Source organism: Acinetobacter indicus (assembly GCF_009914475.1).
Taxonomy (GTDB): Bacteria; Pseudomonadota; Gammaproteobacteria; order Pseudomonadales; family Moraxellaceae; genus Acinetobacter; species Acinetobacter indicus.
Map to the genome: position 1 here is coordinate 2,707,850 of NZ_CP045198.1, position 21,368 is coordinate 2,729,217.

Genomic DNA, 21,368 nt, shown 5'->3' on the forward strand with positions numbered 1-21,368 from the left:
TGGATCCACTGCTGTACATAAACAAGCCAAAAAATGAAGTGCGGCAGTGTATAAAACAGTTGAATACTAAGGATTACTGATTGGAGAGATTGGCATTATGGAAAAAATTTGGTTTGAAGAATACCGAAAGACAGGGATTCCAGAAACTGTAGAGTTGCCACCGGAGAATACGTCACTGGTTGATATCTTTGAACGTAATTTCCAGAAGTTTGGTTCACGTGATGCCTTTATCTTTATGGATAAAGTGCTGACCTTTGCTGAACTGGAAGAAGCAAGCCGTAAATTTGCAAGCTATTTGCAAGGTCTGGGCTTGGCCAAAGGCACACGTGTTGCAGTGATGATGCCAAACGTTCTTCAATATCCAGTGGTGGCATTGGGTGTATTCCGTGCCGGTCTGGTGCTGGTGAATGTAAACCCGCTGTATACCTCACGTGAACTTGAGCATCAGTTAAATGACTCTGGCGCAGAAGTGCTGGTGATTATTGAAAACTTCGCTTCTGTATATCAGGCGATTCTGGGTAAAACCCCAGTCAAGCACGTCGTGGTTGCCTCTGTGGGTGACATGCTAGGCACCTTAAAAGGTACGTTGGTGAACTTTGTCTTACGTTCAGTGCGTAAACAGATTCCGGCGTGGGACCTTCCGGGTCATGTCAAGTTTAATGCGGCCATGTCGAAAGCCAATGTCAGCAACTACAAGCGTCCAAGCCTGACTCTAAGCGATACGGCAGTACTGCAATATACCGGTGGTACGACAGGGGTATCTAAAGGTGCAGAACTGACCCACCGTAACCTAGTGGCAAACATGCTGCAATGCGATGGTATTTTCCAAAGTAAATTTGGTGCGCAAGATGGTCAGCCAGATGACCGTATTTTCTGTGCATTGCCGCTGTATCACATTTTTGCATTTATGGTGTGCGCGCTTTACGGGATGTATAAAGGTCAGGCAAACGTATTGATTCCAAACCCGCGTGACTTACCTGCGGTAATGAAAGAATTACGCAAATATCAACCAACTTTCTTCCCTGCGGTGAATACCTTATTCAATGCACTTGTGAACAATGAAGAGTTTAAACAGCTTGATCACAGCCGATTGAAAATGGCGATGGGCGGTGGTATGGCTGTATTACCATCTACAGCGGAAGCCTGGAAAAAAGTGACTGGCACCAACATCATTGAGGGTTACGGTTTATCTGAAACTTCACCGGTGGCTACCGCGAACCCGCCAGCGTCTGAAGAATTCAGCGGTACGATTGGTATTCCATTGCCATTAACTGAAGTGGCAATTCTGGATGATGCCGGCAATGAAGTAGCATTGGGCGAGCAGGGTGAAATTTCAATCCGTGGTCCACAAGTCATGAAAGGCTATTGGAACCGTCCAGATGAAACCGACAAAGTGATGATTAATGGTTTCTTCCGTACAGGTGACATTGGTGTTATGGATTCACGAGGCTATGTGAAGATTGTTGACCGTAAGAAAGACATGATTTTGGTATCTGGCTTTAACGTTTATCCTTCTGAAATTGAAGAAGTCGTGGCGAAACATCCAAAAGTACTGGAAGTGGCTGCAATTGGTGTACCAGATGAAAAATCAGGTGAAGTGCCAAAACTGTTCGTTGTGAAGAAAGATCCTTCATTGACGACTGAAGAAGTTCTGGCCTTTGCCAAAGAAAACCTGACCGGTTATAAACGCCCACGTTATGTTGAATTTATGGATGAATTACCGAAATCGAACGTAGGTAAAATCCTGCGTAAAGACCTACGTAAGACTGCATAAATTCTGCAATAAAAAAAGCGCCTAAGGGCGCTTTTTTTAATTCTCTTTTTTCATTAGCCAGCGGTCGAAGTAAGGACGTCCAACCCCCATCACCCCGAGGAAAATAAACATCGAGCCAAACTGACGGCTAAAACCGGAGGAATGGAAGCTGCCATAACTTAAAATATTATCAATCAGGCAATACACCAGAATTACGGTCACCCAGTGCCATAAAGGCAGACGTTTAATTCCCACCGCATACAGGGCCACCCACAGCACCACAAAGGTAAACAGGGTTGACCAGATGTTCAGGTTGGAACAGATGACCGTTAATAAAAAGGCCACAATGGGAATCACAATTTTTAAGGCCCGATCGACTTGCAGCTGATGCTGGCGCTGTTTTTCAAGTACATCGAACATTTCTTTTTGATCAGGATTGACCATCATGAATCCTACACAATGAATAAAAACACCCTATTTAACAAAATTTATGCTTAAAACACCATGCTATGATAAAGTTTTGAAGAATTCCGACGAGAAAAAATAGATGCAAAGTATTAGTGGAATCGTCTATCTGATTCTAATCGCCTGCCTGTTGCCTTATTTATTTGCAGTAATTGCAAAAATGGCTGGCGGCTTTAAATCTGAAGATAATCAAAATCCACGTTCTTTTTTAGCCAATACCACCGGTCTGGCGGCGCGTGCCAATGCTGCCCAGCAAAACAGCTTTGAAAGTTTGCCGCTGTTTATTGCCGCCATTTTACTGGCCGAATATATGGTGATTCCGCAGTTTATTATTATGACCTTTGGCATTGCCTATCTGGTGTTTCGTCTGCTGTACGGGCTGTGTTATCTGGCCAACTGGGCGACGTTGCGCTCGATTATCTGGTTATTATCGTTACTTTGCCCGATCTGTTTATTGCTGCTGGTGATTAAACTGACCGCGTGATTGCACAGCAAAATATCTATTTTTATGTCATGAATGTATAATCGCGAAGTCATTAATAGCCGAAACCCGTTATAATTGACGCGGTTTAAAAAATTTAATTTGTGAAAGAGTGATGCCATGAGCTACAGCAATATCCCAGCGGGTAAAGATGCGCCAAATGATATCTATGTAATCATTGAAATTCCTGCCAATGCAGCGCCAATCAAATACGAAATTGATAAAGATTCTGATGCGTTATTTGTAGACCGTTTCATGGGTACTGCAATGTTCTACCCAGCAAACTACGGTTATGTACCAAATACTTTGTCTGAAGATGGTGACCCATTAGACGTATTGGTGGTAACACCACATCCGGTTGAACCAGGTTCAGTAATTCGTTGCCGCCCGGTCGGTAAATTGAACATGGAAGATGACGGTGGTATTGATGCGAAACTGATCGCGGTACCGCACGACAAATTGACTCCAATTTACAAAGACGTGAAAGAATATACCGATCTTCCACCGTTACTGATTCAACAGGTTGAACACTTCTTTGCCCACTATAAAGATTTAGAGCCAGGCAAATGGGTGAAATTGACCGGTTGGGAAGGCGCAGAGGTTGCCAAAGCTGAAGTATTAAAAGCGATTGAAGCTGCAAAATAATACGGCTTTTTCCGCCTCACTGATCTGTCTTGTTCAGTGAGGACGTCATAAAAAAACCTGCACAGAATATGTGCAGGTTTTTTTATTATGGATTGAAATTCGGGTGAATTAGAATAATTTCACAGGAATATCTAACCAGATACGCCATTCGTTGGTGTCAGGCATATAGTAGTCATTTGCATAAGCAGCATCATTACGATAGTGAGAATAACGTAGACGCAAACTAGTATCCTTAGCAAAACCAGATTGAACGGTATATTTTACCTGATTGAAAAACTCTTGTTCTTTCGCGTTATTATCAGTCTCTGTGTCGATATCCCAGCCATATACAAAAGCTGAAGTCCAGTTCAGTCCAGGAATACCATATTTAGAAAAATCTAAATTGTATTGAAGTTGGGCTGATTTTTCGTCACGACCGTTAAAGTCTGAAAGATATGAGTTTGGCAAGTAGACACTTTGCACACCATCAGCATTTTCACCATATGCATAACCAGTGTTTCCAGTACTTTGTTGATAAGCCAACATAACACTATGAGCACCTTTATTATAAGTACTAGAAAGTGCCCAAATATTATTGCTACGATCAGATGAGTCTGATCCTAAGCGAGAAGATGATGCTGAAGCATCTTTATCCCACTCGGTATGATAACCACTGAAATCATGGGTTAAAGTACTATCATTCGCTAAAGCGTAGCTATAGTTTGCATTAATATAATGACGATCAAGTTTGTCCTTAACATCTACACCATAATATGAAGCATTTACGGCATCATTAAATTTATATTTTGCACCCCATACTACGGCACGATCCAGCTCAGCACCATCAGAGTTAATTTGGTTAGAAAGCTGATTTTCTGTGAATTTACCAGCAACTAAGTTTAAATTTTCAATTTCGTTACTTTGTACCAATAGACCAGTAAAGTATTCAGGCACTAGACGTGCAGTATTACTTGCAAGTACAGGAAGATCTAAAACTTGAGTACCATAAGTCGCTGTCGTATTTGACACACGAGCTTTCACATAAGCACCACCACGTGCCCAATGATCATAGGCGTCTTTAGTTCCATCAGCATTATTTTGAGGGTGGGTAGGAATCATACTGTTGCCTGTGTGACCATTTTCACCCAGTTTGATTGATGCATCCCCAATAATACCAGCACCAAAACCAACTGTACCCTTTGTGAAACCCGAATCTAATTTGACGATTGCTGTTTGAGCGAAAGAACTCGTATCACTATTTGGTGGAGTGCCTTTATAGTCACGAGATAAATAACCAGTACGGAATAATACCGAACCTTCTGCACCTTCAACAAAACCTTTAGCTTCGCTTTGCTCGCTGGCAACAGCTGTAGAAATTAAAGCAGCTTGTACCAGTACTGCTAATGTTAATTTTTTCGCGTTTAGCATTGGGAGAGAGCCTCATCCAGAATGTTATGTTTCAATTTGTTTAAAAAGAACCCAGAAACCGGAAGAATTTTATAGGGAATTTGTAAAAAAGATACTGTTTTATCCATTTTTCTTTGAGAAAAATGCAAACGCTAGCGTATACAGTTTCAATCCTTGCTCTTGTAAAACACCCTTCCTGGGTCATATTGCAGAAAATTTGCTTCTCAAAACAGGAAGGCAATTTTCGCGCTTTAATGTACTGTGTTTATACTTTTTATTCAAAAAATAATTTGTGATTATGCGGTTTTAGACAGTGTGAAGATGTGGGAAATTTGGCACTTTGCTGGGAGTAGAACGTACATAAAAGATTTATCTCGCTGAATTTTTTATGCATTTCGTTGAAGCTATGATTAGAACTATCTCATGAATCAGTGCATTCTAGTAGAATACAAGATTGCACTTTTTTTAAGCAGTAAAAAGGTGTTTGAAGGATTAAGCGACTCAAAATAGCGCATGATGTAAGCAAATATAAATGCTCTGGTTTATCTCACAATACAGCGAAAGGATCAGCACATCAGTAGGATTGAAAAAGTATCATGCTGTTTTTAAATTTTTATCTGATATTAAAAGTTTATATAAAATAATAGGTTGAAACTAATTAAAGAAAAATTGAAATCATTCTTTTTGAACAGATGCCAGTGTTGGCATAGCTATTGCAAAGCTTAAGGTGAGTTTAAAAACACAACTAAAAACGTCTGCGGACGGTTGGGGGAATCTAACAATGAAATTCACTTTAAAAGCTTTAGCAGTTGCAGCAGTAGCTTCAGCATCCAGTTTTACTTTTGCAGATGAGCCTGCATCTCCGCACTCAGTATCTGGCAATATCGGTGTGTTATCGAGCTATAACTTGCGTGGTATTACAAATACACCTGAAAATAAAGATGCCACAATTAATGGTGGTATAGATTATAACCATGCTTCAGGTTTTTATGCTGGATGGTGGGGATCAACTTTAAGATATTCTGCAGGTACAGATCTTTTTGAAAATGCAGCAGGTGAATTAGTAGAAGTTGAAACAGGTGAAGTCACTAATGCTTTCGAAAACGATTTCTATGCAGGCTATAGCGGTTCAATCAATGATGACTGGGGTTATACAGCAGGTTTAACGTACTATTATTACTATGATATTGGTAATTCTGGATCAAACGGTTTTGAAACCATGTTGGGTTTGACCTATAAAGATTTAGGTATCACTGCGCAAACATTACTTGAAGATCTTGATTGGGGTAATGCAGGTGATACTTATCTAAAAGCATCTTATAGCTATGCTTTACCTAAAGATTTTAGTTTAGATACAGCACTTGGTTTATATCTATATGATAAGAATGGACCAATTGAAGCTGCTGATACATTTAGTTTCCGCCACTTTGATATCGGTTTGAGTAAAGCACTTGCTGATACTGGCGTGACTGCAAGCATGAACTATATTTTAGGTGGTTATGACCGTAATGATATAAAACAAAAAAATAAAGTTGTCCTAGGTCTAGGTTACAGCTTCTAATTATTTAATAGAAAAAAGGCGACAAATGTCGCCTTTTTTTATTTTTATTGTCCAATCGTTTAGCTTTGCTGACCTCGATAAGATAAAGCTTCCGATAAATGCTGAGGCTGAATTTCTGAATTCTCAGCTAAATCAGCTATGCTTCGTGCTACTCGTAATACCCGATGATAAGCACGGGCAGATAAATTTAACTTTTGTTGGGCAAGTTCAAACATTTTACTGGTCTGAGCATTTAGTGGCGCAAATTGCTCTAATTCTTTTGGGGTTAATGCCATATTCAGCTTGTTCTGTCTTTGTATTTGCAGTTCGTAGGCAGTTATCACACGCTCCCTAACGGTTGCAGAATCTTCTACCGGTTGTGTAGATTGTAATTCATGAGCTTGCAGAGGAGGCACATCGATATGCAGGTCAATCCGATCCAGTAATGGCCCAGAAATCCGGTTCTGATAACGCTTGATCATTTCTGGAGAACACTGGCAGCGAATATCCTGATTAAACGCATAGCCACACGGGCAGGGGTTCATCGCGGCAATCAGCTGGAAACTGGCCGGAAAGGTAATCTGCCGCGATGCCCGGGAAATCACAATTTCTTTGGATTCCAAGGGCTGCCGCAATACTTCCAGCACTTTACGGTCAAACTCCGGCAGTTCATCTAAAAACAGCACACCTAAATGAGCCAGGGTAATTTCGCCCGGTTTCGGATGCGAGCCACCACCGACCAGTGCAATCGCTGAAGCGGTATGATGCGGGGCTCGAAACGGCCGCTGTCCAAAGCGATGTGGGGTATTGGCAATTGAATAGATACTGGCAACTTCAAGATTTTCCTGCATATTCAGGGGCGGCAAAATACTGGCCAGACGTGAGGCCAAGAGAGTCTTGCCTGTACCGGGTGGACCTTTAAAGAGCAAGGAATGGCCACCGGCAGCGGCAATTTCCAGGGCACGCCGAGGTCGCAGCTGTCCTTTGACATCCGCCAGGTCAAAAGCATAGCGTTCCAAGCGGGTTTCCGAGCTTGCTGCAAAAGGCTGTAGGGGCGCAGCCTGCGCCAGATGCTCACAGACCTGTTTCAGATGACTGGCCGCAAACACCTGAAAGTCGGGCAATTGTGCGGCTTCCTGTGCATTGGGTTCCGGTAATACCAGTTGATGGCCGGCCGCCTGACAGGCAATGGCAATACTTAAAGTGCCGGTGACCGGGCGTAACTGGCCATCCAGCGCCAGTTCACCAATAAATTCCAGGTTTTCTGCGGCCTGTTCGGGCAATTGTCCGGAAGCAATCAGAATGCCTAAGGCAATCGGTAAATCCAGACGTGAGCCATCTTTGGGTAAATCGGCCGGGGCCAGATTAATGGTCAAACGTTTGGTGGGAAACTGAAAACCACTGTTAATAATGGCCGAGCGAACCCGGTCTTTACTTTCACGGACCGCGGCTTCGGCCAGACCGACAATGGTTAAGGAGGGCAGACCCTGACTTAAATGGACTTCAACTTCAATGGACGGGGCATTCAGTCCAAGCAGACCCCGCGTATAAATTTTGGCAAAAGACATTGTTGTTATGTTCCGTTTTGGTGCGTTATTTTTGGTCGTTATGCGTCTTTTGTTGCACTAAGAAGGTGCTTATTCTTTGTTCAAAATCTTTTGTTCGAGTGCTTCTACCTGCTGCAGCAGTTCATTTACACGAAGATTGGCATTATTCAGTGCAGTGCGCTGACGGTCCAGCTCTTCTTTGGACACCAGATCCATTTTGCTGACGGCTTCGCTTAGCAGGGCACGCAGATTATGTTCTAAGTCTTTTTTCGGTTGATCGACCTGTTCTAAGATGGCCTGTAATAAGGTTTCTATCATAATAAATTCCATTCCAGTGGACTGAAAAGCGCAGTGTAGCATTGCTCTGGCCCAGACTATAGTGTTTCAGATGAAATATGGTTTTATTCGATGCCGGAGATCGTAAATCTCTACAGAAAAATGTTTATTTTTTGAAGATTGGTGCATGAGAAAGGTATAAAATAAGATATAAATAAATCACATGCCGTAACTTCTAATTTCCCCCGACCTTAGGAGTTTTGGCATGAAATTTGAACATAAAACCTTACTGGTGAAATAAGCCGAAGGAAAACACACATGAAGCTCGTAACTGCAATTGTAAAACCCTTTAAATTAGATGACGTGCGTGAAGCACTGTCAGAAATTGGTGTTCAAGGGATCACTGTCACTGAAGTCAAAGGCTTCGGTCGTCAGAAAGGTCACACTGAACTGTATCGTGGCGCAGAATATGTTGTTGATTTTCTACCAAAAGTGAAAATCGAAATCGCCATTAGTGATGAGATGGTGGATTCAGTGATTGAATCAATCACCCGTGTAGCAAGCACCGGCAAAATCGGTGACGGTAAAATTTTTGTGACGAATCTGGAACAGGTCATCCGTATTCGTACAGGTGAAACAGGTGCAGATGCTGTTTAAGTAATTGGCACGAAGTTTGCTGAGTACCTAATAACTCACAAAAACTAGGTTGGGGGATACGAATGAAAAAAATGCTACTTGCGCTCGGCCTGTCCGGCGCGCTTTTGGGTGGTTCTGTTACTTGGGCTGAAGAAGCCGTAACAGCGCCAACTCCTTCAGAACAAATCACAGTAAATGATACTGTGGAACCTGCGCTTATTGAATCAAGCGATATCATCACTACAGAAACTGCTTTACCTGAAGTGGCAGCGGCTGAAGAAGAAGCCGTGTTAGACACTGGTGATACCGCTTGGATTCTGGTCTCAACAGCACTTGTCCTACTCATGACCATTCCGGGCTTGGCCCTGTTCTATGGCGGTATGGTGCGCAAGAAAAACGTCCTCAGCACCATGGCGCACAGTTTTGTTGCGGCCGCAGTGGTCAGTCTGGTCTGGGTAATTATTGGCTATACCTTGGCCTTTGGCGAAGGCAATGCCTTTATTGGCAGCTTGGACAAGTTCATGCTGGCCGGTATTACCACCGATGCCTTGAGTGGCACCATTCCTGAAATTCTGTTTGTGATCTTCCAGATGACCTTTGCGATTATTACCGTGGCCATTATTAGCGGTTCGATTGCAGAGCGGATGAAATTTGGGGCCTTTGTTGCGTTCATTGCCATCTGGGTGGTGGTGGTCTATGCACCTATTACCCACTGGGTCTGGGGTGGCGGCTGGTTAGGTAATGATGGCGCGCTGGATTTCGCTGGTGGTACCGTGGTACACATTAACTCTGGTGTGGCTGGTCTGGTGGCTGCCTATATGCTGGGCAAACGTATGGGCTTGGGCCGTGAATCGATGGCACCGCACAACCTGACCTTAACTGTGGTGGGTGCAAGCTTGCTGTGGGTAGGCTGGTTTGGTTTCAATGGTGGTTCTGCGCTGGGCGCCAATGGTTCAGCAGGTTATGCTTTAGTGGTGACTCAAGTTGCCGCAGCTGCAGCCGCACTGGCCTGGTTAGTGACTGAAAAAGTGGTCCGTGGTAAAGCCTCTGTATTAGGCGGTGCTTCAGGTGCTGTGGCCGGTCTGGTGGTCATTACCCCGGCAGCAGGTTTTGTCACCGTCGGTGGTGCCTTAGCCATGGGGCTGATTGGTGGCGTGGTCTGCTTCTGGGGGATTACTGCACTGAAACGTGCCCTGAAAGCCGATGACTCTTTAGATGCCTTTGGCCTGCATGGCGTGGGTGGTATTGTAGGTGCAATTTTAACCGCCTTCTTTGCCAGCGAATTCATTATGGGCGATGCGGCACCTGCCAGCCTGATGGGTCAGCTGTGGGTGCAAGTGGAAGGTGTGATTGCCACCATTGTGTACTCTGCAGTATTAACCTTCATCATCCTGAAAGTGATTGATCTGGTAATTGGTATCCGTGTTGAATCTGATGATGAACGCATGGGTCTGGATTTAAGCCAGCATGGTGAACGGGTTGAATAATCTTTCAGCAGCATAATCAATATATTGTGTAAAACAGCCCAAAAGGGCTGTTTTTTTTCTATATATTGCGTAAAACTCTACAAAATCCTGTTTTTTTGCTACACTCTCAAATCAACTGGATTTGTTCAATTAAACCACTATGCATTGTCCATTTTGCAACGCCGCAGACAGTAAAGTGATTGATTCACGGCTGGCAGCTGAAGGCTGTCAAATTCGCCGACGTCGTGAATGTATTAGCTGTGGTGAACGTTTTACCACCTTTGAAAGTTATGAAGTGGTGATGCCACGCGTCATTAAATCGGACGGTAAAAATGAGCCCTTTGATGAAGCCAAACTGCGCCGTTCATTGATGCATGCCTTGCAAAAACGTCCCGTGACTCAGGAACAGATTGAAACGGTACTCAGTGATATCCAGCTGCAAATCCGCCGTCTGGGCGAACGTGATGTTAAATCACGCACCATCGGGGAAATTGTCATGCAGTCTTTATTCTCGCTGGATCATGTGGCCTATGTGCGTTTTGCTTCGGTGTATCAGGACTTTCAGGATGTGGAAGCCTTCCGCCGTCAAATTGAACAAATGCAGCAACGTGAATACTAAGCTCAACGCGCAAGAGTGGTGACATGTCCGAGTTAACTCAAGACCAAATCTGGATGCAGCGTGCCATTGAACTGGCACGACTCGGACAGTACTCGACCAAACCGAATCCGAATGTGGGCTGTGTGCTGGTTAAAGACGGACAGCTGGTGGGTGAGGGCTATCATCCGCGTGCCGGACAGCCACATGCCGAAGTATTTGCCTTACGTGATGCCGGCGATGCCGCCCGCGGTGCAACCGCTTACGTGACTCTGGAACCTTGTGCGCATTATGGACGTACCCCGCCTTGTGCCAAAGGTCTGGTCGAAGCCGGTGTGGCCAGAGTGGTAGTGGCCTGTCCTGATCCGAATCCGCTGGTGGCTGGTAAAGGCGTGCAGATTCTGCGCGATGCCGGAATTCAGGTGGAGGTAGGCGTGCTGGAACAGCAGGCGCATCAGCTGAATCTGGGCTTTTTAAAAGCCATGGCCACGGGTCAGCCTTATGTCCGCTTAAAAGTGGCGTCAAGTCTGGATGGCCGTACTGCCATGGCCTCCGGTGAATCGAAATGGATTACCGGCAATCCGGCCCGTCTGGATGTGCAGCACTGGCGCGCAATTTCAGCAGTGGTGATTACCGGGATTGAAACCGTACTGGCCGATGACTGTCAGCTCAATGTCCGCCAGCTGGCGATACATCAGGACATCAGCAGCATTGCCCAGCCGAAACGGCTGGTGCTGGACCGTCAGGGACGCTTACCCTTAACCGCCAAACTGCTCGAGCAGCCGGACAGTGTGATGGTGATGGGTCCGTATCGGGCCGAGCTGGAAGCGCTGGGCGTGATCCAGCTCGAGGTTCAGCCTTTGGATCAACTACTTCGAACTTTGGTGCAGCAGTATCAGCTGTATGATGTGCTGATTGAAGCCGGTGCAATATTATCGACCGCCTTTTTACAGCAGCAATTGGTCGACGAAGTGATCAGTTATGTGGCTCCGACCCTGTTAGGCCGGTCTGCACGTGCCATGTTTCAGGCAGAATTTGAGCGTATGGCACAACAACTTCGATTTAAACTTTGCGACGTCACTCAATTCGGTGATGATGTGCGCTTAAGGTTAACCCCTTCTCAAGAGACGTTATGAATTCAGAGTCTACGGTTTATCACAAACGTCGTCACGCCGCACGTACGACAGATGAATATCTTTTCCATCAGCTGGTTCCTTATCTGGGGAATAAACGTCGTCTGTTACATCTGATTCTGGAAGCGCTGGAGCAGACCGGCACCCTGAACAAAGGCGGCCGCGCCCCGATCTTCGCTGACTTTTTTGCCGGTTCAGGCGTGGTTTCACGTCTGGCCCGACAAAATGGCTATCGGGTAATTGCCAATGACTGGGAACCGTATAGCCATGCGCTGAATCATGCGATTTTGGCTTGTGTGGAAGCGCCGGCGTTTAAAGAGCTGGGCGGTTATCAGAAAGCGATTGATTATTTAAACCGTTTGCCAGAAGTCAAAGGCTGGGTCACGCATAACCTGTGCCCACGCAATGATGAAATTTATGATCCGACCCGCGACCGTTTATTCTTTAAACGCCGTAACGGGATGCGTATTGATGCCATCCGCCAGCAGATTGCCACCTGGCAGGCGCAAGGCGCGATTGATGATGTCGAGATGAGCGCGCTGCTGGCGCCTTTGTTGTATTCGGCCAGTTTTGTCAGCAACACCTCCGGGGTCTTTAAAAGTTTCCACCATGGCTGGGGTGGTAAAACCCAGACTGCACTGGAACGGATTGAATCTTTGTTGTGGTTAACCCCAAGCCGCTTCTGTGAAATTGGTGATCCGAAACGTCCGGCTGCCGAAATGTGGTGTGTTGATGCCCAGCATCTGGCCAACCAGATGAGCGGTTTTGAAGTGGATGTGGCGTATTTAGATCCGCCATATAACCAGCATGCTTATAGCAGTAACTATCATGTGTTAAATGCCTTAACCTTGTGGGATCAGGTCGATTTACCAACGCCAGATACCAAAGGCTTTAAGAGCGGCATTGACCGTGCCTGGCGTAAAGAGCGTCCGAGTCCGTATAACTCGTCCAAGCACGCCAAAGAGGCGTATGAGAAGCTGTTAGAGACCATTAATGCACGGTATATCCTGACCAGTTACTCCACCGATGGCAATATCAGTGCAGTGGATTTGTTGCAGGCCAATTTAAAACGTGGCCGGGTCAGCCTGTTAACCCAGGATGTACCGCGTTACCGGGTCAGCAAGCAGCGTCAGTCTGAACGCGCACGAGTACTGGAATTTATTGTGATTACCGATACTCATGCCAAGTCTGGCCCGCCAATCCGGCAGTTGCTGGGGCAGTTGCATCACTTTGCCGAGCTGGGCGGGGTCGATACCAGCGGTGTTAGCACCCAACTGGCCTTGTGGTAAGCACTAGAGACAATAAGAGAAAAGACTATGTTTACAGGAATTATTGAAAGCGTGGGCAAAGTGGACAGCCTGCAAAGTGTCGGTGGTGATGTCCGCCTGCGTATTCAGACCGATCTGGATATGTCCGATGTCCATCTGGGGGATTCTATTGCCACCAACGGCATCTGCCTGACCGTTATTGAGTGGGGCGATAACTGGTACGCGGCCGATGTGTCACGGGAAAGTTTAAACCGGACTACCTTAGGTAACTGGAAAGTTGGCCAGCCGGTGAATGTGGAAAAAGCCATGTTACCGACCACCCGTTTTGGCGGACATATTGTCAGTGGTCATGTCGATGCCGTGGGTGAAATTACCTTGGTGCGTGAAGATGCGCGTTCTTTATATTTCGAAGTGACTGCACCGGCTGAAATTGCCAAATATCTGGCCGAAAAAGGTTCGGTGACTGTAGATGGCATCAGCCTGACCATTAACCATTTACGTGGCAGTGTAATCAGCCTGAACCTGATTCCGCATACCGCAGAGCGTACCAATATTGGTACCTGGAAAACTGGGACTAAAGTCAATCTGGAAGTGGATGTTTTGGCGCGTTATATCGAGCGTTTACTGCTCGGTGAAAAAGCCGCAGAAACCACGGCACAGTCAAAAATCAGCATGGACTTTCTGGCCGAAAATGGCTTCTTAAAATAAGTCCTGACGCTGCTGTACAGAACAGTCTGATTGAAAAAATTAGACTGTTTTTTTATTTTTAGCGATAATTCAGGCTGCGCGAAACAGAGTAACTTACGTTGGTTAAGTGTAGATGATTGATTTTTTGCTAAATTTTGAACAGTGGCTGCCTGTGTTGCTCAACAACTATGGGGTCTGGATTTATGCAATTTTATTTTTAATTATCTTTGCGGAAACCGGTTCGGTATTTATGTTTTTTCTGCCGGGAGACAGTCTGCTGATTGCCATTGGCGCCTTATGTTCAACCACCGACGTGGTGCATTTGCACTATATGGCGATTTTACTGTGCCTGGCCTCTATTCTTGGCTATAGCGTGAATTACTATACCGGCAAGGTCTTGGGGCTGAAGTTTTTTAATGACCATTCGCGTTATTTCAAACCGGAATATATCGTCAAAACCAACCGCTATTTTATGAAGCATGGCGGTAAAACCATTCTCATTGCACGGTTTATTCCTTTTGTCCGTTCTTTTGCACCGTTTGCTGCCGGTTCCGGACATATGCCCATCGCCAGCTTTACGGCCTATAACATTGCCGGTGGCATTATCTGGATTGTGTTTTTATTGGCCATCGGTTACGGTCTGGGCAATATCCTGTCGTGGCTGGGTCATATTTTTTAATATAAACAGTGCTGAAAAACCGCACGTACAAAAAAGCCCACGCGGGGTGTAATGCCAGTCAGTTAAGAGATTGACTGGCTTTTTCTTGGGTATTTTTGAGGTTTTCCTTTTACAACTCTTGGGTAACTCCTCATCCGTCTCTCAGGTATAACATACCGATTAGATTTCTCCATTAAACTTTCCAGATGTTTGGGTAGATTACCTGCAGAAGCCAAAGAGTCGAATCTGAGTAAATTAAGAAGGGCAATAGATGCAATATGAAAACTGATCCTCAACGGGCTTACTTTGGCACGTTGAGCCATATATTTCATTTGTCTTCTTAGAACATTATAAGCAATCAAGACACCCCATAATTCTTGATAAATTAAGTCTGGCTGTTTGCTCCTTAAGTGCTTACCTTCCTGTAAATTGCTTTTAATTTCTCGGTAACACATTTCAATTTCCCAACGCTGAGCATATAACTTTGCCAAGGCTATAAGTGGGTATGTCTTTGAATCTAATAATGAAGTAATGTAACGTCTGATTTTTCCTGCCTGCTCAACTTCAATTAAACGTGCTTCCCAGTAATCTCCTAATGCTGGATTAAGTTTTTTGGCTCTTGCTGATATTGGCATCCTGATATGAAAATCATGTGGGGAATTCCGTTTAATTATGTCATAACGTAAATTATCTTTAGCTCGCATAAGCCAATGACTTGATTCTCCACGTGTTTGCCAGCCTATTAAAAAATCAGCAGAGAAATAAGCTCGATCAAACAAAGTAATACTTTGTGCTGGAGGAGATAATTGATTTGCTAATGTGAGTTCACCTTGATCCATACTGCCTATTTGGGCATCTATGATTTCATGAGTATTGGTATTCACTAGACACGTGGCTCTAACTTGTGGGTAAGGTGCTACAGCAGTTTTACCTTTAGATGAGCCAAAATGATTAAAATTCTCCTTGGTCAGTGGCATAGACCAAACCACCCCGTCAACAGCACATACACTAAGACCTTGAAAGCTTGAATATTGTTGTTGTGATTCATCAAACCATGCTTGGCTGATTAAGGAGAATAAGGCAGCTAAGGGTTCTCGACCTAAACGTTGTCGAGCTTGGACAGCTGCACTAGGAACACAATAATCTGTTGTACCAAACACGAGTTTTAATTGTTCTACCACATAGCTGATGGGTTGATTGCGAAACAAGGCAAGCCCAAGAACAAGCCAAACCACGTGCTCAGCAGGTAATTTTCTCCTTCTGATCGATGCCTTACCTGTTTGATGCAGAGATGTTTCAATCCAATTTAAGTCAATAAGTTCACAAAAATGGCTAAGTGATGGGAGAGCATGTTCAAGAGTGGATTCTAAATGTTCAGATAAAGACATAAAAAAATGAGCGTATTTACATACACTCATTTTTACTACATTTTACTAATATTTGCTTAACTGACTGGCATTACACGCGGGGTGGACTTTTATCTTGCGGGGAGAAATTCGCTGACCTTAGTGCTTGATCACTGTTACAGAGGTACCGCCTAAACGTGGACTGGCTTCTGCAACCGGTGCCAAAGAAAATGTACCCTTTTCAGCTTCTTTGGTCAGGTAAATATAAAGCGACTGGAAATCTGCACGGCTGATTAATAAATCCTGAGCAGTAATATGCCATTGTTCACCACTATGCAGATGGTCAATTTTGCTCGATATTTGTGTCAAGATACCCATTTTAAACCCTAATTATAAAAATAATTTTTACTTTAAAAGGCAGCAGTACTGCTGTTTAAAGTATGACTATCTTGTGACAAAAATATTTCACTTTCATGACATGCGGGCGAGAAATTCTGCCTCACAACCCGATTTATCTTTCAGATGGGCCGGTTTAAATCTGCATTTACTGACACCGTACCGGGTTTTTCACGCCAGAAGGCCGACATTTAGGCCTCTTTGGAAAATTGGGAATGTTTTAAAATATATTCAATTTCTTCCTGGGCAGCGGCTTGTAGCTGGCTGCGGAACTGTTGTACTGCTTCTTCAATCCGGGTTTCGGCTTCCAGTTCCAGACGTACCCGGACACTGTCGAGTTCCGACAGAATCTGTTCATCGGCAATACGCACGCCTTTGGCAAAATTGAAACTACCATTTTCCGGATTTTTTTGATAACGCGCAGTGTAGTCCAGAATCTCCTGATCCAGCTGGGTGCGTAAACTGGCCAGGGTTTCGGTCTGCGCGGCAAACTGTTGCAGTTCATCCTGATACAGAGCCTGCGCATACGCGGCCTGATCGGCGCGTTGTTGGGCCAGACGTTGCTCCAGCATCTGCTGGCGGCGAATACGCGCTTCTTCAATTAACTGGATTTTCAGTTCGGCATAGGCCTGATCAATTTTCTGAAAGGACTGCTGCTGTTGCTGCTGATCGTACTCTACCCAGCGTTTGAGGTCGCTGTCCGGTTGCAGCACCTCGCTAATCCGATGCAGGTCATCAATAAAGGTCTGACGCACAGCTTCAGGCGCAGTTAACCAGCGCTGTTTAAAATCTGGACCAACATTTAATGCCACGCTGCATCTCCTTTGGGGTGGTTCTATAATTTGTGGGTTTGCGGCTCAATGCCTAAACGACGATATTGTTTATATTTTTCCCGGCCAAGCTGTTTGGCGGTTTCATGATTTTCAATGATTTCGATAATGTGACTAAATTTGGCGAACTGTTCAAGAGCCTGTTTGTTAAAATTAAACACAATCCAATCATTTTCAGTTGGCAACTGCGCTGAAATACAGACCTGTGCCGTAGGCTCATCAATACCATGCGGAATAAAACTGCCGGCATCAAAGCTCCACAGCCGTTCATCCAGCGCCCGTTGCAATGCCGGGTCTGCGCTATACAGCCAGATGCGCTGTGGTTCACGCAGGATTTTCCGGCATAAACGGCAAGTGCTGTCCACTTGCCGTTCAGGACTTTTTTCAAACAGATAAAAGCTGACTTTAGCCATGCTGCTCTGCACGGTTGGCCAAGAATTGCATCAGTAGCGGTACCGGACGGCCTGTTGCACCTTTATGGGTTCCTGAATTCCAGGCAGTGCCGGCAATATCCAGATGCGCCCAGCGATAGTCACGAGTAAAGCGTTGCAGGAAGCAGGCTGCAGTCACAGAACCGGCTTTTGGACCACCAATATTGCCAATATCGGCAAAAGGTGAATCTAATTGTTCCTGATAGTCATCAATCACCGGCATACGCCATACGCGGTCAAAACTCTGCTGGCCGGCCTGGGTCAGTTCCTGTGCCAGTTCATCATCTGGTGTGAACAGACCGGTTAACACCGAACCGAGCGCAATCACACAGGCACCGGTTAAGGTCGCCACGTCAATGACCAGTGCCGGGTTAAAACGCTGGATATAGGTCAGGGCATCACACAGCACCAGACGGCCTTCGGCATCGGTGTTCAGGATTTCGACAGTCTGACCGCTCATGGTGGTGACAATATCGCCCGGACGGGTGGCTTTGCCCGATGGCATATTTTCCGCTGCGGCAATGGCTGCCACCACATGAATCGGCAAGCGTGATTCACACAGCGCACGTAAGGTCCCCAAGACTGAGGCTGCACCGCACATATCGAATTTCATTTCGTCCATGCCAGCACCCGGTTTCAGGGAAATACCGCCGGTATCAAAGGTAATACCCTTACCGACCAGTACAATAGGTGCCTGCTCAAGATTGGCCTTGTATTCCAGGGTAATCATGCGGCCCGGACGCTCGGAACCCTTGCTGACCGCAAGGAACGCACCCATGCCCAGGTCAGCCATATGCTGTTCATTCAGCACGGTTACTTTGAGTAAATCCGGGAATTCTTCTGCCAGTGCCAGTGCCTGATCAGCCAGATATTCCGGGAAGCAGATGTTCCCCGGACGGTTGCCTAAATCGCGGGCAAAATTCTGACCAGTATGTACCGCTTCAATAAATTTCAGCTGATGGGCAGTTAACGGGCTTTGTGTGGCAATCAATTGAATCTGCGCTAATACAAATTCATTCTTTTTGGTTTTAAATTCATCAAAACCGTAGGCGGCCTGGGTCAGGCTCAAGGCAAAAATATAATGCAGTTCTTGTGGCAGGACTGATAGATCTACCGCAATACTGCTAAATTTCTTCTGTGCGGTTTTTACAATGGTTTGCGCCAGTTTGGCCAGTTTAGCCGGCTGTAATTCGCTGCTTAAACCAAGGCCAATCAGCTGGCTGAATGCCGGCAAGTTGTCCTGTGCTGTCAGGCTTAAGCTTTCATTAAAGCCGGATTTAAATTGTACGGCCTGGGTGATGCTATCTAAATTTTTGATTTTATAGTGATCTGCGGTTGTACGAAGGGTATTGGCATCGACCAGAATAAATAAAGCAGCTGCGGTGACATTGTCTTGGTATGTCGGATGAATCGTCAGTTTCATATGCGTTATATAGGCCTTTTAAAATTTTAAAACCATTAAACCATTGAAACATTTTCATGAATAGAGTTTCAATGTGAAACAACAGTATAGGTTTTATATTTTCAACATTCGGGTAAACTATCGCTAGTTTTATTCCCTCGTTTTCTGGAAGCATTAATTTGATTATTCGGCGTTATCTGGTCAAGCAAGTTGTGTCGACATCCTTGGTTGTGATTGCCTTATTGACCTTGATCATGATGGGTGGCCGGCTGATCAAGTATTTTGGCGTCGCCGCGCAGGGGCGTCTGGATGCGGGGATTCTGTTTAGCATTATTGGCTACCGTCTGCCGGAATTTTTAACCCTGATTTTGCCACTGGGCTTTTTTATTGGCCTGATGCTGGTGTTTGGCCGGCTTTATGTCGATCATGAAATGGCAGTGTTAAATGGCAGCGGTGTCAGTCGTAACCAACTGGCACGTTTATTAGTCCCGATGACGGTGGTATTTCTGGCGGTGCAGGCCATGCTGATGGTTTGGGCAGCACCGTGGGGGATTCGCCAGTTTGAAGAATTGACCACCAATCAGGCGGTCCGTACCGGTTTCGATCTGGTACGGCCAAAAGAGTTTATTTCTTCGGGGCCATATACCATTTATGCCGGCGACCTGTCAGAAGACCGGCGTAATCTGAAAGATATTTTCTTCTACCAGCGTGCTGACCGTCCGGGCAAACCGGATATCATGATTCTGGCCAAAGAGGCGACCCGGATTGAACTGTCTAATGATCCGGCCAATGTGGTCGATCTGGTCGAAGGGCGCCGTTATGAAATTTATCCGGATCGTCCGCAGTATTCTCAGGCTGAATTTGCCAGCTATCGTTTGCGTCTGGAAAGTGATCAGGAAGCCAAATTCCAGAGCACCGAAGTGGAAGCCCTGCCAATCGGGCAATTGTGGGATAACCGTCAGGACCCGGTGGTGGCCAGTGAGCTGGGCTGGCGCATCTTCGTACCGTTTTCAATTCTGGTGGCGCTGCTGCTGGCGGTGGCTTTATCAGAAGTCAGTCCGCGTCAGGGACGTTATTTAAAACTGTTTCCGGCCCTGCTGATTTTTGCCAGCCTGATTGTGGCGCTAATGGCGGTCAAAACCCGGATCAGTAAAGAAGAAATGGGTATCTGGGCCTATCCGCTGGTGCTGATGGTCTATGCCATTGCGGCGGCGCTGTTCTCGCGTAAACAGAAACTGGCACCCAAAATCAAGAAACAGATTCAGCGAGTGAGGTCTTAATATGTTCGCACGTCGTATAGTGGCCAAGCATGTGACCAAAACGACCGCACTGGCGATGTTGGGGGCAACCGCGGTGTTGTCCGGCTTACAGGTATTATTTACCTATCTGGGTGAACTCGGTTCCCTAAAAGAAGGCTATGGCGCGCTGGATGCCTTATGGCATGTGCTCTGGGGTGCGCCCGGTTATCTGTATGAAATTCTCCCGATTGCCGCATTAATTGGCGCGGTGCTGGGCCTGGGCACGCTGGCTTCAAACAGTGAGTTGATTGTGATGCGTGCCGCTGGTATCAGCCTGTGGCGGATTGTCGGCTGGGTGGTGCGTTCGGCGCTTATTCTGGTGGTGCTGTCTTTTGCCTTAAGTGAATGGGTGATTCCCTATACCAACGAGCGCGCAGAAAGCGTCAAGAAATATCGCAGCGTGGCTGAACTCGGTGAAGTCAAAGGCTACTGGACCCGCGAAGGGCAGCGCTTTATTTATATTGACTATGCCAACTCGCAGGGCACACTGAAGAATATTCAGGTCATCGACTTCGATGATAACTTCCGCTTACGCGGTACCTTAAATGCCGAACAGGGCCAGTTTGTCGAAGATGGCGCCTGGTCACTGCAAAACAGCCGCCAAATGGACATTCTGCCAGAGGGCAATGCTATTGCTGATCAGCAGGCCACGCAGCCTTTATCGCTGGCCTTGCAACCAAAATATGTACACATGGTCACCATCGACCCGGAAGATTTATCACCCAGTCAGCTGGTCAGTTTCATGAGCTATATGCATGAGTACAGTCAGGTGCCGAAAAGCTATCAGCTGGCTTTCTGGCAAAAAGTTGGTTCTCCATTTGCCCTGATTGCGCTGGTGCTGATTGCCTGTTCCTTTATTTTTGGACCGCTGCGCCAGCAGTCGATGGGTTTCCGTCTGGTGATTGCCTTGTTTGTCGGCCTGGGCTTCTTCTATTTACAGGATTTCCTCGGTTATGCCAGCCTGATTTATGCGCCATCTCCGGCCTGGTTTGTGTTTATCCCGATTATTCTGATGTTTGTGGTGGGTGGTTATCTGCTGCAACGCGCCCGATAAGCCGGCAATTGAACAAAACGATAGTGTGGCACGGTTGAAACCATCAGCCGTGCATGGTGTCCGAACTGAAAATTC

Annotated in this window: 22 protein-coding genes; 13 read left to right on the plus strand and 9 right to left on the minus strand. The window is 45.8% G+C overall.

What is annotated here, in order from left to right; translation table 11 throughout:
* The first annotated feature begins 97 nt into the window (after window positions 1-97).
* A complete protein-coding gene (locus tag GA693_RS13330) occupies window positions 98-1,774 on the plus strand; it encodes an AMP-binding protein (RefSeq protein WP_160241713.1) in 1,677 nt (558 codons plus the stop codon).
* Window positions 1,775-1,810: 36 nt separating this feature from the next.
* Here the strand turns inward: GA693_RS13330 and GA693_RS13335 are convergent, their stop codons facing one another.
* Window positions 1,811-2,197 carry a hypothetical protein gene (locus GA693_RS13335; RefSeq protein WP_016659719.1) on the minus strand — a complete coding sequence of 129 codons (387 nt, stop codon included), beginning with the start codon at window positions 2,195-2,197 and terminating at the stop codon, window positions 1,811-1,813.
* 103 nt (window positions 2,198-2,300) lie between these two features.
* On the opposite strand from GA693_RS13335, the gene GA693_RS13340 reads away from it, so the two are divergent.
* On the plus strand, window positions 2,301-2,702 hold the full coding sequence (locus GA693_RS13340; protein WP_005181530.1) for an MAPEG family protein: 402 nt from the start codon (window positions 2,301-2,303) through the stop codon (window positions 2,700-2,702).
* Between the two features lie 117 nt (window positions 2,703-2,819).
* The gene (gene ppa, locus GA693_RS13345; RefSeq protein WP_016659718.1) at window positions 2,820-3,344 is read left to right on the plus strand and encodes an inorganic diphosphatase; all 525 of its coding nucleotides are present in this window, start codon (window positions 2,820-2,822) and stop codon (window positions 3,342-3,344) included.
* A gap of 108 nt (window positions 3,345-3,452) precedes the next feature.
* On the opposite strand, the gene GA693_RS13350 is transcribed toward ppa, so the two are convergent.
* Window positions 3,453-4,751: an OprD family outer membrane porin gene (locus tag GA693_RS13350; RefSeq protein ID WP_160241712.1), complete on the minus strand. Its 1,299-nt coding sequence runs from the start codon at window positions 4,749-4,751 to the stop codon at window positions 3,453-3,455.
* Between the two features lie 760 nt (window positions 4,752-5,511).
* Between GA693_RS13350 and GA693_RS13355 the strand changes: the two genes are divergently transcribed.
* Window positions 5,512-6,291 carry a TorF family putative porin gene (locus GA693_RS13355; protein ID WP_103799959.1) on the plus strand — a complete coding sequence of 260 codons (780 nt, stop codon included), beginning with the start codon at window positions 5,512-5,514 and terminating at the stop codon, window positions 6,289-6,291.
* Between the two features lie 59 nt (window positions 6,292-6,350).
* Here GA693_RS13355 and GA693_RS13360 read toward each other — a convergent pair whose 3' ends face one another.
* Window positions 6,351-7,838: a YifB family Mg chelatase-like AAA ATPase gene (locus GA693_RS13360; protein ID WP_160241711.1), complete on the minus strand. Its 1,488-nt coding sequence runs from the start codon at window positions 7,836-7,838 to the stop codon at window positions 6,351-6,353.
* A 69-nt stretch (window positions 7,839-7,907) separates the two neighbouring features.
* Window positions 7,908-8,135 carry an accessory factor UbiK family protein gene (locus GA693_RS13365; protein WP_160241710.1) on the minus strand — a complete coding sequence of 76 codons (228 nt, stop codon included), beginning with the start codon at window positions 8,133-8,135 and terminating at the stop codon, window positions 7,908-7,910.
* Window positions 8,136-8,411: 276 nt separating this feature from the next.
* On the opposite strand from GA693_RS13365, the gene glnK reads away from it, so the two are divergent.
* From glnK to GA693_RS13400, 7 genes are all read left to right on the plus strand, one after another.
* A complete protein-coding gene (gene glnK / locus GA693_RS13370; RefSeq protein ID WP_004650081.1) occupies window positions 8,412-8,750 on the plus strand; it encodes a P-II family nitrogen regulator in 339 nt (112 codons plus the stop codon).
* Window positions 8,751-8,812: 62 nt separating this feature from the next.
* Window positions 8,813-10,216 (plus strand): ammonium transporter, encoded by a 1,404-nt coding sequence (locus GA693_RS13375; protein ID WP_075174920.1) that lies wholly within the window; start codon window positions 8,813-8,815, stop codon window positions 10,214-10,216.
* A 139-nt stretch (window positions 10,217-10,355) separates the two neighbouring features.
* Window positions 10,356-10,814 (plus strand): transcriptional regulator NrdR, encoded by a 459-nt coding sequence (nrdR, locus tag GA693_RS13380; RefSeq protein ID WP_005181550.1) that lies wholly within the window; start codon window positions 10,356-10,358, stop codon window positions 10,812-10,814.
* A 23-nt stretch (window positions 10,815-10,837) separates the two neighbouring features.
* Window positions 10,838-11,926 (plus strand): bifunctional diaminohydroxyphosphoribosylaminopyrimidine deaminase/5-amino-6-(5-phosphoribosylamino)uracil reductase RibD, encoded by a 1,089-nt coding sequence (gene ribD / locus GA693_RS13385; protein WP_160241709.1) that lies wholly within the window; start codon window positions 10,838-10,840, stop codon window positions 11,924-11,926.
* Entirely contained in the window at window positions 11,923-13,212 is a 1,290-nt protein-coding gene (locus GA693_RS13390) for a DNA adenine methylase (protein WP_005181555.1), read from the plus strand. The genes ribD and GA693_RS13390 overlap by 4 nt, the downstream gene beginning before the upstream one ends.
* 27 nt (window positions 13,213-13,239) lie before the next feature.
* On the plus strand, window positions 13,240-13,899 hold the full coding sequence (locus GA693_RS13395) for a riboflavin synthase (protein ID WP_016659709.1): 660 nt from the start codon (window positions 13,240-13,242) through the stop codon (window positions 13,897-13,899).
* Between the two features lie 112 nt (window positions 13,900-14,011).
* Entirely contained in the window at window positions 14,012-14,557 is a 546-nt protein-coding gene (locus GA693_RS13400) for a VTT domain-containing protein (protein WP_160241708.1), read from the plus strand.
* Window positions 14,558-14,619: 62 nt separating this feature from the next.
* Here the strand turns inward: GA693_RS13400 and GA693_RS13405 are convergent, their stop codons facing one another.
* From GA693_RS13405 to GA693_RS13425, 5 genes are all read right to left on the minus strand, one after another.
* Window positions 14,620-15,924: an IS4 family transposase gene (locus GA693_RS13405; RefSeq protein WP_160241679.1), complete on the minus strand. Its 1,305-nt coding sequence runs from the start codon at window positions 15,922-15,924 to the stop codon at window positions 14,620-14,622.
* Window positions 15,925-16,041: 117 nt separating this feature from the next.
* Complete coding sequence (locus GA693_RS13410; protein WP_005181560.1) at window positions 16,042-16,260, minus strand: hypothetical protein; 219 nt, start codon at window positions 16,258-16,260, stop codon at window positions 16,042-16,044.
* A 209-nt stretch (window positions 16,261-16,469) separates the two neighbouring features.
* Window positions 16,470-17,090 (minus strand): cell division protein BlhA, encoded by a 621-nt coding sequence (gene blhA / locus GA693_RS13415; RefSeq protein ID WP_016659708.1) that lies wholly within the window; start codon window positions 17,088-17,090, stop codon window positions 16,470-16,472.
* A 23-nt stretch (window positions 17,091-17,113) separates the two neighbouring features.
* Complete coding sequence (locus tag GA693_RS13420) at window positions 17,114-17,521, minus strand: DNA polymerase III subunit chi (protein WP_160241707.1); 408 nt, start codon at window positions 17,519-17,521, stop codon at window positions 17,114-17,116.
* Window positions 17,514-18,962, minus strand: a complete 1,449-nt coding sequence (locus GA693_RS13425; RefSeq protein ID WP_160241706.1) for a leucyl aminopeptidase — start codon at window positions 18,960-18,962, stop codon at window positions 17,514-17,516. The genes GA693_RS13420 and GA693_RS13425 overlap by 8 nt, the downstream gene beginning before the upstream one ends.
* A 158-nt stretch (window positions 18,963-19,120) precedes the next feature.
* Here GA693_RS13425 and lptF point away from each other — a divergent pair, with 158 nt between their 5' ends.
* Together lptF and lptG are read left to right on the plus strand one after the other, a co-directional pair.
* Window positions 19,121-20,221, plus strand: coding sequence for an LPS export ABC transporter permease LptF (lptF, locus tag GA693_RS13430; protein WP_005181567.1), 1,101 nt, complete (start codon window positions 19,121-19,123; stop codon window positions 20,219-20,221).
* Between the two features lies 1 nt (window position 20,222).
* Window positions 20,223-21,293, plus strand: coding sequence for an LPS export ABC transporter permease LptG (gene lptG / locus GA693_RS13435; RefSeq protein ID WP_127801557.1), 1,071 nt, complete (start codon window positions 20,223-20,225; stop codon window positions 21,291-21,293).
* Window positions 21,294-21,368 lie beyond the last annotated feature (75 nt).